General features: G+C 64.2%; 13 protein-coding genes. 8 read left to right on the top strand and 5 right to left on the bottom strand.

Features of this window, described 5'->3' with window-relative positions:
* Nucleotides 1-353: 353 nt before the first annotated feature.
* From F1193_RS17145 to F1193_RS14255, 4 genes are all read right to left on the bottom strand, one after another.
* A complete protein-coding gene (locus tag F1193_RS17145; protein ID WP_170263665.1) occupies nt 354-791 on the bottom strand; it encodes a hypothetical protein in 438 nt (145 codons plus the stop codon).
* Nucleotides 739-1,320 (bottom strand): ISAs1 family transposase, encoded by a 582-nt coding sequence (locus F1193_RS14245; protein ID WP_210247382.1) that lies wholly within the window; start codon nt 1,318-1,320, stop codon nt 739-741. Before F1193_RS14245 ends, F1193_RS17145 begins: the two co-directional genes overlap by 53 nt.
* A 365-nt stretch (nt 1,321-1,685) precedes the next feature.
* Nucleotides 1,686-1,871 carry a DUF1328 domain-containing protein gene (locus F1193_RS14250; protein WP_342781826.1) on the bottom strand — a complete coding sequence of 62 codons (186 nt, stop codon included), beginning with the start codon at nt 1,869-1,871 and terminating at the stop codon, nt 1,686-1,688.
* A gap of 650 nt (nt 1,872-2,521) precedes the next feature.
* Complete coding sequence (locus F1193_RS14255; protein WP_150098467.1) at nt 2,522-2,713, bottom strand: CsbD family protein; 192 nt, start codon at nt 2,711-2,713, stop codon at nt 2,522-2,524.
* Between the two features lie 414 nt (nt 2,714-3,127).
* Here F1193_RS14255 and F1193_RS14260 point away from each other — a divergent pair, with 414 nt between their 5' ends.
* The 5 genes from F1193_RS14260 to F1193_RS14275 all read left to right on the top strand — a co-directional run bounded on the left by F1193_RS14260 (nt 3,128) and on the right by F1193_RS14275 (nt 8,188).
* A complete protein-coding gene (locus F1193_RS14260; RefSeq protein ID WP_150098468.1) occupies nt 3,128-6,310 on the top strand; it encodes a CheR family methyltransferase in 3,183 nt (1,060 codons plus the stop codon).
* Nucleotides 6,303-6,725: a response regulator gene (locus tag F1193_RS14265; protein ID WP_150098469.1), complete on the top strand. Its 423-nt coding sequence runs from the start codon at nt 6,303-6,305 to the stop codon at nt 6,723-6,725. Before F1193_RS14260 ends, F1193_RS14265 begins: the two co-directional genes overlap by 8 nt.
* 199 nt (nt 6,726-6,924) lie before the next feature.
* Nucleotides 6,925-7,680 (top strand): hypothetical protein, encoded by a 756-nt coding sequence (locus F1193_RS14270; RefSeq protein WP_150098470.1) that lies wholly within the window; start codon nt 6,925-6,927, stop codon nt 7,678-7,680.
* A 78-nt stretch (nt 7,681-7,758) separates the two neighbouring features.
* Nucleotides 7,759-7,902, top strand: coding sequence for a hypothetical protein (locus F1193_RS17150; protein ID WP_170263668.1), 144 nt, complete (start codon nt 7,759-7,761; stop codon nt 7,900-7,902).
* A gap of 121 nt (nt 7,903-8,023) precedes the next feature.
* Nucleotides 8,024-8,188, top strand: a complete 165-nt coding sequence (locus F1193_RS14275) for a DUF3309 family protein (protein ID WP_150098471.1) — start codon at nt 8,024-8,026, stop codon at nt 8,186-8,188.
* 578 nt (nt 8,189-8,766) lie between these two features.
* Here F1193_RS14275 and F1193_RS14285 read toward each other — a convergent pair.
* On the bottom strand, nt 8,767-9,495 hold the full coding sequence (locus tag F1193_RS14285) for a Crp/Fnr family transcriptional regulator (protein ID WP_150098472.1): 729 nt from the start codon (nt 9,493-9,495) through the stop codon (nt 8,767-8,769).
* Between the two features lie 14 nt (nt 9,496-9,509).
* On the opposite strand from F1193_RS14285, the gene F1193_RS14290 reads away from it, so the two are divergent.
* The 3 genes from F1193_RS14290 (at nt 9,510) to F1193_RS17510 (ending at nt 13,148) form a co-directional block, all read left to right on the top strand.
* Entirely contained in the window at nt 9,510-9,821 is a 312-nt protein-coding gene (locus F1193_RS14290) for a hypothetical protein (RefSeq protein ID WP_150098473.1), read from the top strand.
* Nucleotides 9,822-9,925: 104 nt separating this feature from the next.
* Nucleotides 9,926-10,282: a hypothetical protein gene (locus F1193_RS14295; protein WP_150098474.1), complete on the top strand. Its 357-nt coding sequence runs from the start codon at nt 9,926-9,928 to the stop codon at nt 10,280-10,282.
* 2,548 nt (nt 10,283-12,830) lie between these two features.
* Nucleotides 12,831-13,148, top strand: a complete 318-nt coding sequence (locus F1193_RS17510; protein WP_246164418.1) for a hypothetical protein — start codon at nt 12,831-12,833, stop codon at nt 13,146-13,148.
* Nucleotides 13,149-13,297 lie beyond the last annotated feature (149 nt).

The following is a 13,297-nucleotide window of genomic DNA, read 5'->3' on the forward strand; positions in this document are numbered from 1 at the left end:
GCCATCCGCCTCACCCTCAAGGGCGAGCACATCCCCGTCCCGGCTTGACGACGCCCGCAGCGGGCTGAGCAGTTACGTCTGCCCAGTCACCAAGCACCCGGCAGACTTGTCCCAGGAGATGGAAACGCTCCTGGTTTTGACGACAGGTCTCTGGCTTACGACGCGTCATCGAGGGTTCACTTTCGTTCGTCTCTCTGATCCCTACCTGCTCGAGGTACGTCCTCGACGCTTTGACCCCAATGCTCACCACCACGGCTCTTTACCGCAGCAGCTTGGGGTGGTTTGGAACCCGCTCTTGGAAGCCGATTCCGAAGGGCCTGCCTTCATCTCCTATGCAGCTTTGACGCAGTCGGTCAGTTCATTGCGAACCTCCTTCTTGCGTGCGCCTGCGGCACACTTTCAATCCGCCAGTGATCGCGGATGGCGCTGGCGAAAGTGGAAGCGGGCAGCATCACGGACGAGACATAGAATGCGGTTTCGTGCCGGGGTTTCCACAGTCCGGTGGCGGCGGCGCGCACCTCGGTCCGGCGCTCGACGCGCACGACGGCGGCATTCAGCGCCTCCCACCCGGAACCGTCGAGGGATGCGCCGACGGCATAGACCTCGACGCGGCGATCCTCCTGGCGATTGCGTCCGAGATTTCGGCTGTCGCAGGCCGCGACCGGCGGTGTGGTGGCGACCAGCTCCTCGATGCGCCGGAGCAGGCCCGGCTGGTTGTCCTTCACTTGGACGATGAGGTCATTGCCGGTGTCGCGGGCAATCTCGAATGTTTTTTTGGCAGTGCATGGCATCGAGCGTGAACACTCGCCCGGTCAGCCCGAGCGTTGCGATCAGGGTCTGCACCGCCGGGATCTCGTTGGACTTTTCCTCGACGACCTCATGGGCGAGGATGATCTGGTGGTCGACGGCGAAGGCGCTCAGCACATGGACGGCCTTGCGGTCATGGAAGGCGTCGAAACTTTGCCGCAGCGTCTTGCCGTCGATGGCGATGAACCGGGACGGCCCGGCGCCACCGGACCGGTCGAGCGCCTCGGCATGACGCCGGAACGCCCGCTCCAGCTCATCCGGATCGATCCGCTGCAGGATGCCGCGCACCGAGGTGTAGGCCGGCGCCCGCCGCAGCGCCGCGGTCGGAAACGCCGCGTTGAGCAGTGCCAGCCGGCGGTCAATCAGCGCGTGGATTTGCCGGTAGGACCGCGCGCCGCTCAGCATCGCGATGATCGAGAACAAGATCACGCCGCCTTGGCTGTACATCTTGCCTTCGGCGCGGCGGCGGTCCGGAATGGCCGCGAGGCAGGACTCAAGATCGACGCTCAACATGGGCAACCTCCGAATCGGTTGCTCCCCATAGATTCAGAGCGAACGCGTCCGAAAAAGCGAAAAACGCTCCCTCACGCCAAAGCCTTAGCCTCATAGTCCAGAGCGTTGAACAGCCCTGCAGTCATGCCCTGTCGTGCAACGCGACGCTTCGTTGGCGAACGACGGGGCACGCAGCTTGCGGAGAGACCGGGACAGAGGCGACTCCGCTGTCCCGACAGGAACTTTAAATCAACGGCCCCGGACGCTGACGCGCGGGGCCGTTGACTCTCACGGATTTTCTTTCGGGAAATCAGAGATTTCGCGAAACTCTGCGACCGGACCAACGGCCAGCCTTCGCTGCCGTTGGTCTTACATGGCCGTCGGTTTCACATGGCGCTGCGTCCACGCAGCATGTTGGTGACGAACAGCACCACAGCGAGCAGGAGCGCGATCCAGAACAGAGTCGTCGCGAAGCCCGTCGCGGTTCCAGCGAGGCCGCCGAATCCAAACACGGCCGCCACCAGCGCAATCAGCAACAAGACGATTGCCCAGTTGATCAGATTGCCAATCATGGAATTCCTCCATTTGTTTGATGATCGATCCTGCACAACGCGCGGTATTTTAGTGCGTTCCATGCCCGATCATCTGTTTTCGCGAATTCCGGCGGACGCCACATTCACACTGCTCTATTGCAGGTCTCTCGATTGCAGGTCTATTGCCAGTATCCTGCCTGTTGCGTGGATCCTGTCCGCCTCACGCGCCGAGATGTTCGGCATCATCGCGCCGAACACCCTACTGGCGACCCTCCCCGGCCAGATATCGCCTTGGCCAAGTACTGCCTTGACGAGGCATTGCCTTGGCCATGCATTGCCCTGGCCATTCATTGGATCTGCTGGCCAGGAGGTCGCCGTCTGCGAGACCCGGTGCGGCGAGGAGGGGCAGCGCGGCGGCAGATGATTCCAACGGGCCCAGACGCTGACGCGTGGGGCCGGTGACTCTCGCGGATTTTCTTTCGGGAAATCAAATATTTCACGAAAATCCGCGACCGCAACCAACGGTCCGCGTTCGCGGCCGTTGGCATGAGACACTGTGTTGGTCGCTGCCGAACACACGCGCTTGCGATAGGCGGCGCTTGAGGCGACACTTGCCGCCTATCTGCCCTGCTTTGCCGAGTTCGCTGCGGTCTCGACGTTCGTCCGCAGCGGGTTGCCGGCCGGTCCGGTCAGACGCTGTCGACACCCTTCTTGATGGCGTCCTTGGCTTTTCCGATCGCCTGCTGCGCCTCGCCCTTGCGCTCTTGCAGCACGCCTTCGGCTTCCAGGTTCTCGCTGCCGATGACCTTTCCGACCGCCTGCTTGACGTTGCCGGCTGCCTCGTTGGCCATTCCCTTGATCTTGTCTGTGGTGCTGCCCATGGGAAGCTCCTCTTTCATGGGAACCGTGATCGGTTCCGTAATTAACAATCCCGCCGGGCCCCAGAAAGTTCCTTGCCAACGACTGTCCGCGGACTGAAATCGGTCCAGGATCGGCCGCAAAATAATTATCCTATTTGAAATAGGATGTTCCTATTATCTTGTCTGCATTTCGGCTAGTCTGAAGCTCTGCGGCCGACGCTAGAATCAATCTAACCTTATTGCGGGTATCGATTCTTGCAGGGCGGCGGCTGCTATCTTGCAGCGGCGGCCGTGCGCGAGGCGGGTTGGACGCGGGCAGCCGTGGGCAACACTGTGTCTGTTCCGAAGCCCCGGCTCGTCGGCGGATCCGCCTGCACGAGGAGCCGGCCTGGTTGCAAGTCGCTTTGGACATCACGAACCGATGAGACACGTTTGATGCGCGATGACCTTTCGAGATCCTGTCTTGTCGTGGGCGTCGGCGCCTCGGCGGGCGGCGTGGAGGCGCTGACCGGGCTGTTCGGCGCGGTGCCCGCCGAGCCGGGCATGGCCTTTGTCGTGATCTCGCACATCGGGCCGGGCCGCGAGAGCATGCTCGATCAGATCATCGCGCGGAGCGCCCGCCTGCCGGTGTCGAACGCCAAGCACGATGACCGCGTCGAAGCCAACCACATCTATGTGCTGTCGACCAATGCCGCGATTTCGATCAAGGATGGCCGCCTGATCGTTCTGCCCCGCACCGCATCGAGCGAGCATAACCCCATCGACGTGTTCTTCACCGCGCTTGCCGATGACTGCGGCGAGCGCGCGGTGGCCATCGTGCTGTCCGGTTCCGGCAGCGACGGCACGCTCGGCATCAAGGCGATCAAGGAGTGTGGCGGGCTGACGCTGGCGCAGGGCGCCAGCGGGCAGACCCACCCGGGCCAGAGCGGAATGCCGGAGAGCGCCGCCGCGACCGGCTTGGTCGACAAGATCCTGGCCGTCGAGGAGATGCCGGACGAGCTGGCGCGGTACGCCGAGTCGCTGGCGACGGTGCCAACTCCCGTTCCCGCCGACGAGGCCGACCCCGAACCGGAGCAGTTCCGGCATGCGCGCTCGGACATCCTGTCGACCCTGCGCCAGCGTTTCGGCCACGATTTCTCCGGCCACAAGGACAAGCCGTTCATGCGACGCGTGGTGCGCCGCATGCGGCTGCTGCATGTCGCGGATCTGCAGGCCTACGCCGATCTCCTGAAACAGGATCCCGAGGAGCCCGCCAAGCTGCTGCGCGATCTGTTGATCGGGGTCACCGACTTCTTCCGCGATGCCGAGGCATTTGCCGCGCTCCAGCGCGCCGTGGTGCCCGAGCTGTTTGCGGGATGCGATACGACCAGCATCGTGCGGGTGTGGGTGCCGGGCTGCGCCACCGGCGAGGAAGCCTATTCGATCGCCATTCTGCTCAGCGAGCATATCGAGAAGCTGCCCTATTCGCCGCGCGTCCAGATCTTCGCGACCGACATCGCCCGCCCCGCCCTGAGCGTGGCGCGCGCCGGCCGCTATCCGGCGTCGCAACTCGTGGGCCGGGTCAGCCAGGAGCGCCTCGACCGCTTCTTCCTCAACACCGGCGAGACCTTCACCGTGTCGAAGACGTTGCGGGAGATGTGCGTCTTTTCCGACCACAGTCTGCTGCGCGACCCGCCCTTCTCCCGCATCGACCTGGTCTCGTGCCGCAACCTGCTGATCTATCTCGATGCGGAGGCGCAGCGGCGGATCATCGCGGTGTTCGATTATGCGCTGCGCCCCGGCGGCTATCTGTTCCTGGGGCCGTCGGAGAGCATCTCGCAGCTCGGCGATGCATTCGTCTATCTCGACAAGAAGCACCGCATCTTCCGCCGCCGCGATCGGCCCGGCGCGCGCCTGCACCCGACGATCGCCTCCACCGCCAACTACCCCACACAGTTTCTCGATGACACGCGCCAGCGAATGACGACGACTCAGCTCCAGCATGCCGTGCAGGCGCGGGTGCTCGACCAGTTCACCCCGCCGCACGTCGTCGTCAACCGGGACGGCGACATCGTCTACCAGTCGGCCAACACCGGCCGCTATCTCGAAGCGACCGCCGGCGTGCCGAGTCGGCATCTCTTGAACTTGGCGCGACAGGGTCTGCGCGCCGAATTGCGCACGACGCTCCAGCAGGCCATGCAGGGCCGCAAGCCGGTGGTCCGCGACCGGGTGACCGTATCGACCGGCGAGGTCAAGGAGCAGGTCCGGCTCACCGTCGAGCCGTTCGGCCACAGCGCCGACGAGCCGCTGTTCCTGGTGGTGTTTGCGGAGACGGGCACCCGTGGTTCGAGGCAGAACCCCACGAGCGCCGCGGAGCAGTCGCCTGTGCGGGCGCCGCAGGACGAGGGAACCGCCAGGGACGAAACCATCGCCCAGCTCGAACGGGAACTGGCCGATACGCACGAGCGATGGCTGACATCGATCGCCGAATACGAAGGCGCAATCGAGGAGCTCAAATCAGGAAACGAGGAGCTGAACTCGATGAACGAGGAGCTCCAGTCCACCAATGAGGAGCTCGACACCTCGAAGGAGGAGCTGCAGTCGCTCAATGAGGAGCTGCAGACCGTCAACACCGAGCTGCAGGCCAAGATCGACGAGCTCGACACCGCGAACAGCGATCTCGCCAATTTGTTCGAGAGCACCCAGATGGCGACGGTGTTTCTCGACCACGACCTCGTCATCCGCAGCTTCACGCCGGCGGCATGCAGCATCTTCAAGCTGATCCCGACCGACAAGAACCGCTCGCTGACCGATATCGTCAGCGAGATCGACTATCCCGAGCTCGGCCAGGATGTTGCCGAAACCGTCGCCACCGGCGTGTTGCACGAGCGGCGCGTGTCGCGGCGGGACGGCTCGGCGCACTATATCGCGCGCGTCCTGCCCTACATGACTGCCGGCAAGGCCAGGGACGGCGTCGTCATCACCTTTATCGACGTCTCCCAGCTCACCCGCGCCGAACGGGACGAGGAGCGCACGCGGCTTCTCATCAGCGAATTGAACCATCGCGTCCGCAACATGCTGGCGGTCGTCATCTCGATCGCGCAGCAGACGCTCACCGGCGGCAAGACGCTGGCCGATGCCAAGGCGGCATTGCTGGCGCGCTATCGGGCCTTGGCGCGGTCCTATACGCTGGTCGCGCGACAGAACTGGGGTTTCGTCGCGTTTCAGGATCTCATCGAGGACTCGCTCGGCGCGCATATGCTGGGGCAGGTCGGCCGCGTGAAGATCGAAGGCTGGCCCGTTCGCGTCAGTCCGCGCGCCGCCCTCACCCTCGGCATGGCTTTGCACGAACTCGCCACCAACGCGGCCAAGTACGGTGCGTTCTCCGACGAGAACGGCACGGTCTCGATCCGCTGGGAGGCAACCCCGCCCGAGACGAAGGACCACTTGACGATCCACTGGGTGGAACGCAACGGTCCGCCGGTTGCGCCGCCGGACCGGCGCGGCTTCGGCTCCGATCTCCTCGAAAAGGTGATGTCGCACGACCTCGACGCCCGCATCGACCTGCGCTTCGAGCCGGTGGGCGTCGAGTGCCACATCGTGGTTCCGTTCTCCGACAATGTGAGGCTGGATGACTAACCTGCTCGGCCGCCCGCTCCGTATTCTCGTGGCGGAGGATGACGCCCTGATCGCCTTCGATCTTGTCGATGCGCTCGAAATGTTCGGCTGCGTGGCGGCAGGCCCGGTCGCCACCGTCAAGGCGGCGCTCGAGCACGCCGACGATCCGGCCAATGCGATCGACGGCGCGCTGCTCGATCTCGATCTGCGCGGCCAGCGGTCCTATCCGGTCGCCGCCGCCCTCATGCGACGGAACATTCCGTTCGCCTTCACCTCGGGCTACGGAATTGAGGCGATCGAGGCGGACTTTCGCGCCTGCCCTTGCCTGCTGAAGCCGACCAATCGATCGGACCTGCTCGCCGTGCTGCGCGGGTTTCTCACCGCCACAGCCGACGCACCGCAGAACCTTGCCGGACCGGACGCGCAAAGCGCCTGACAGGAAAGTCGGCTGGTCAAGTCGGAGCTTTGTCTTCGCTGTCGTCGGCATGAATAGCGCGCGCGCCGAACCGGCCAAGCAATCTGCCTCGCGAAAAGGAGAGCGCATTGATTCGTTCAATGGGCTCCGACATGGATCAAATTGCCGCGGCAGGCGTTGTCAAGAGCAGGCTTCGCAGTGAAGCTGGGAGAAGCCTCAAATGACACGCGTGCTTCGTGCACCATTGGTGACGGCGCTGGTGATCGCGATTGCCGGCCTGTTCGGCGCGTCATCGGCAAGCGTTGCCCAAGACACGCAGAACTCTTCGGGTCATAGAGCGGGCGCATCGGCGCCATCGCAGCAAAAGTCGAGGGCAGTCGTCGCGCCACGCAGCGGCGGCAAGTCCGACGCCATGCCCCGGCGCGCCGCGCCGCGCAATGTTGCCCCGCGCGCCTCGGGTCGATCCGCAACCGTTCCGCGCCAGGCTGCCCCCAACCAGGCCAAGCCCTACCAGGCCAAGCCCCGCCAGGCCAAGCCCCGCCAGGCCAAGCCCCGCCAGGCGGCTCCCGGTCAGGCAACGCCGTCCCGGCAAGCCAAGCCCCGTGAGGAGGCCCCGCGGCACGCAACGCCGTCCCGGCAAGCCACGCCGCGCAACGCCAGCCGCCCGGCGCGCGACCTGCAGGGCGTGTCCCTGCGGGGCGCCAAGCGAGTCGCCGTCGGCGGCCGGAACTACGCGATCCATCGCGACAGCCATCGCGTACGCCGCTCCGACGGCTGGAGAACGTTCGTGGGGCTCAGCGCGCTCGGCAGCGTCGCGATCGCCGCAGCGACCTATTATCCCTACGCCTACATCGATGCGCCGGCGCGGCTCTGCGATGGGCTGACCGAAGACGGCTGCCGGCTGCGCTGGCAGGAGGTGCCGACGATCGAAGGCCCGGCCGCATACCAGTGCGTCGCCTATTGTCCGTGGCAGTGACGCCGGCGCGGAAGACCGGATGCGACAGTCACGTGCGTATCGAAAGACGGACCGACAGCCAGAAAGGGACACCAGACCATGAGCCGAAACGTCCTCTACACGATCGTCGCGGTCCTCGTCGTCGCCACCGCAGTCCTGGGTTATCAATACTACCGGGACCGGAATACGACCACCATCGAGCTCAATGTCGGCGAAAGAGGCATTTCCATCGACCGGAAATAGCCGCACGGCTTTTCGGATGTCGCGACGATCGCGCCATCCCGGTGACCGCCGATCAGCGTCTCATTTGCGCATGCGATGAAGATTGAGCTGGCCGGCGAGCCTCTGAAAAGGGAGATACGCCATGTCGCTTGGAACCATCCTCATCGTCGTTCTCGTCATCTTCCTGCTGGGAGGCTTCAGCGGCCGCCTGGGCGGCTATGGCTACGGGTTCGGCCATGCCGGCGTCGGAATTCCAGGCGTCATCCTGATCCTTCTCGTGGTCCTGTTGCTGCTCGGCAGGCTCTGACCCCGCAGCCGGACTTTGTGGGCGAGCGCTCAGGGCGCGCACGCCCCCGCGCGGCGGCGTCACCGTGGCACGCCGCGCGAAAGCCGGGGCAGAGATATTCTGCCGGCAAGACCTATGTGGCTGGCAAATCACGTGTATCACATGTGATTTGCCAGCCACATCTGCTTGAGCAAGTCACATGTGCTTGATCCAGAATTCGCGGATCCACCTTTCCGGTTGATCCCTCGGATAAAGGAAGTTGATCCTTCGGATAAAGGAAACGGTCTCGAAAGCCATCGGGATTTGGGCAACCGGAATACGAAACTCCAGCTTGATCAGCCGAATTTCGCATCATACCAACGGCCGCGAAAGCGGACCGTTGGTTCCGCTCGCGGATTTTCGCGAAATCTCTGATTTCCCAAAGGAAAATCCGCGAGCGTCGACGGCCCTACGCGTCAGCGCCTGGGGCCGTTGGTATCAAGGACTTGGAGCGGCGATCGCCCCCGCATCGGCCTCTCATGCAGAGGGCTGAAACAGCGTCGAACAGCGCTGTCGATGAGACGCTGGTGCCGGGCGTGGCGACCCGGATGCGTCCCTTGTCACTTTTCCGGAAAGTCTCTCATGAAGGGCTCATCCAAACCATCATCCATGAAACTATAGTCTCGTATTGACAGATTATCGAGCAAAATGGCATTGAGCAGAGATCTATTAACGGTTATTCCATCTTTATATTCGATAAATCCAAGCTTTCTGAATTTGTTCATGAAGTAGCTGACGCGGGACCTGGTTGTTCCGATCATATCTGCCAGGGTTTCTTGGCTTAGATCTGTTGTTATGTGCTCGGCTTCTGATTCTGTGCCATAATTCGCCAAGAGCAGCAGCAGTCTGGCGAGGCGTTTTTCGCTCGAGTTTAACAACTGGTCGACAAGGTCTGACTCGACCCGGATTTTTCGTGCCAGAAGGTGGGAAATGAACATTTCGGCAAAAGACGGCTCTTGCTGAAGCGCGCGAAGAATTGTCGCCTTTTCGATTTTCACGATAACGGAATCGGTCAGGGTCGTGACCGTCGCGATACGATACGGCGGTCCGGACAGGCATGACTCGCCAAAGAAGTCGTTCTCCCCGAGCAGGGAGATCACAGCTTCCCGGCCCTCCTTCGATACGACCGCAACTTTCACTTTGCCGCTTCGGATATAATAGACGGCGTTGGCGGGAGCACCCTGCGAGTATACGATTTTGGCTTTGCGGTACGCGCCGACGCTCCGTCCCTCGCCAGGTTTGGCGAGAAAGATCCTAGGATCAAAAGACGACTTGATTTCGCTCGCCATGAAGTCCGCCCAGCTTGCAGCCACCGGTCGAACAACGGATGGTCGCGCAAACGGTTTCATTTTTCCGCGAGCGGTCTCCGTGCGGAAGCTGTCCGGCGGAAACGTCCGCCAGGACGCTCGCCAATCGCCGTAACGGCCTGATTATTGGTCGAAAAATCATCTTTCCGACGATCGCGCCGGATGCCTTGCCGCATCCGCTCAATCACGGTTTCGTGATCGATTCGTCGTGGATTCCGAGCGATTTTGCGCAGTTATCGAATCCGGGCCGTCGCAAAATTATTCACGCTGAATGGGCTTTATGTAGAGCTTTGCGCGCGAATTCCTGAGGTTTTCGCGTGACCTCTGCTGCCGACCTGATTTCGAAGCCCATGCCACAGATGGGTCGGCCATCAAACAAATGTTTCAACATAAAAAATGAAGGGGAAGACTCATGAGCAACGAAATATTCAGAGCATCTGGCGTCGATCCCAACGATGGTGCCAAGATCGTCTATGTCTGGTGTCGCGACAACAACCAAGACAGCTACACCCTCATCGGCTCAGGCTATGTCGTGGGTGCGCAAGCCGGGCTTCCCCCGGGCATCCGGCCTGGACAATTTTGCGTTGTGTTCATTCTTCCGCCCGGACACTCCGCCGATACCATCGTCATCACGGACGATACGAACGGCAAGGAATTCCTGCCTAACGTCAGCGTGATTCCGTGCTCCACCTCTGCGGTCTTTCAGCCCGGGGTGGGCGCGATTTCCGATGGCGCTGCGGCGGACGCCAGTACCGCGCGCCTGGCCTAGGCCAATCCTCAATCTCGCTGAAGTATGACACCGTATATGCGGAGGCAGAACCATGAGCGATTTAGTACTCGTTGAGGGACGCGACATTGCCGGCACTACAATGTTTATTTATTATAACGATGGCGGCAACTATATACTATTAGGTAGTGCTTCAAATACAACTGCGGCTGTTGCTGCGAGCACAAGTACGCTTTTGGCCTCGTACTCGGCCCTGGTCTACCTGCCAGATGGGTATGATCCTGCCAATATTGTCGTTTACAACCAAGCCGGGACCGTTCAGGCACCTGGGGATCCCCAGAACAGTGGTGAATTCGCTGTCGAGATCGTGACTCCGACGGGCGCGACCGGCGCCACGGGTGCCACGGGTGCCACTGGTGCGACCGGTGCCACTGGCGCGACGGGTGATACCGGCGCCACGGGTGCGACCGGCGCGACCGGTGCCACAGGCGATACTGGCGCGACCGGCGCCACGGGTGCCACTGGTGCGACCGGTGCCACTGGTGCGACGGGTGATACCGGCGCCACGGGTGCGACCGGTGCCACTGGCGCAACCGGTGCGACCGGTGCCACGGGCGATACTGGCGCGACCGGCGCCACGGGCTCGACGGGTGCCACCGGCGCCACGGGTGATACTGGTGCCACTGGCGCCACGGGCTCGACGGGTGCCACCGGCGCCACGGGTGATACCGGTGCCACTGGCGCGACAGGTGCGACCGGTGCCACGGGCGATACTGGCGCGACCGGCGCCACGGGCTTGACGGGTGCGACCGGTGCCACGGGCGATACTGGCGCGACCGGCGCCACGGGCTCGACGGGTGCCACCGGCGCCACGGGTGATACTGGTGCGACCGGTGCCACGGGTATCGGCACCACCGGTGCGACGGGTGCGACCGGCGCCACGGGTGATAGTGGTGCGACCGGCGCCACCGGCACCACCGGCGCCACAGGTGCCACAGGTATCGGCACCACCGGTGCGACTGGCGCCACCGGAGCGACGGGTGCGACTGGCGCTACAGGTGCCACGGGTATCGGGATCACCGGTGCGACGGGTGCCACCGGCGCCACGGGTGATACTGGTGCGACCGGTGCCACCGGCGCCACCGGCGCCACGGGTGCCACAGGTATCGGCACCACCGGCGCCACGGGTGCCACAGGTGCGACCGGTGCCACCGGGTCGACCGGTGCCACAGGTGCTACGGGTATCGGGATCACCGGTGCGACTGGCACCACCGGTGCGACGGGCGCTACGGGTATCGGTACCACCGGCGCAACCGGGGCGACTGGCGCCACGGGCGCGACGGGAGCAACGGGTGCCACGGGTATCGGTACCACCGGTGCGACGGGTGCCACAGGTATCGGTACCACCGGCGCCACGGGTGCCACAGGTGCGACCGGAGCGACGGGGGCGACTGGAGCTACCGGTGCCACCGGGTCGACCGGTGCCACAGGTGCTACGGGTATCGGTACCACCGGCGCAACCGGGGCGACTGGCGCCACGGGCGCGACCGGAGCAACGGGTGCCACGGGTATCGGCACCACCGGTGCGACGGGTGCCACGGGTATCGGCACCACCGGAGCGACGGGTGCGACTGGAGCTACCGGTGCCACCGGGTCGACCGGTGCCACAGGTGCTACGGGTATCGGGATCACCGGTGCGACTGGCGCGACGGGAGCAACGGGTGCCACGGGTATCGGCACCACCGGTGCGACTGGCGCCACCGGAGCAACGGGCGCTACGGGTATCGGTACCACCGGCGCAACCGGGGCGACGGGCGCGACCGGAGCGACGGGTGCCACCGGTATCGGTATCACCGGAGCGACGGGTGCGACTGGAGCTACCGGTGCCACCGGGTCGACCGGTGCCACAGGTGCCACGGGTATCGGGATCACCGGTGCGACTGGCGCCACCGGAGCAACGGGCGCTACGGGTATCGGTACCACCGGCGCAACCGGAGCCACGGGTGCGACCGGAGCGACGGGTGCGACTGGAGCTACGGGAGCCACGGGTGCCACCGGGGCGACTGGCGCAACCGGCACTACCGGAGCGACGGGTGCCACCGGAGCCACGGGTGCGACTGGAGCTACCGGAGCCACGGGTGCGACCGGTCACACCGGAGCCACGGGGCCGACCGGCCACACCGGAGCCACGGGGCCGACTGGTCACACCGGGCCGACCGGCTGCACCGGACCGACCGGCCATACCGGACCGACCGGCTGCACCGGACCGACCGGACCTACGGGGCCGACCGGCTGCACCGGACCGACCGGACCTACGGGACCGACCGGCTGCACCGGACCGACCGGGCCTACGGGGCCGACCGGCTGCACCGGACCGACCGGGCCTACGGGGTCGACCGGCTGCACCGGACCGACCGGTCACACCGGACCCACCGGCCATTGCGGACCGACCGGCCATACCGGACCGACCGGCTGCACAGGCCACTCGAAGCCGCACGACCACGGTGGGCACACCTGGCCCTGGTCGAAGCCGAACGGCCACGGTGGGCACGCCGGCCACTCGAAGTCGCACGGCGACGACGGTGACCGCATGACCTTCATCTCGGGCCATGCCAAGTCCGACAATGCCAAGTCCGGCAATGACGGCCTGGGAGCGAAGGGCAGCACCAACCTGAACGGCAATGACGGGACACTTCGAGGCCCTGCGCAGACGTTGAGTGCAGCCCTCACCCCGCGTGACGTCGTGCCGCAAGGGGCCTCCTGGCTGAGTGCAAGCAACACGAATCCCGGACCCACGGCGGTGGGGGCGTCTGTCAACCTCACCGGCAATTCGGGTGCTGTGATGCCAAGCTTCGAACGCCACGCCGACAATTGGCAGGCACACAATTGGAATGTGCTGCGCCACTAGGGCTGGTCTTGACCAAGGAGAGGTCGGCAGGATTGCCGGCCTCTCCATCTTCTGTCTGTCGGCAGTTTTGGTTTCTATCGGAGAGTGCGTCGGCTGATAGGATCTGAATTGCCGGCACGTCAACGTGACGGAATTCGACTTACTGAAGT

The sequence above is a fragment of the Blastochloris sulfoviridis genome (genome assembly GCF_008630065.1).
In the GTDB taxonomy this organism is placed as follows: Bacteria; Pseudomonadota; Alphaproteobacteria; order Rhizobiales; family Xanthobacteraceae; genus Blastochloris; species Blastochloris sulfoviridis.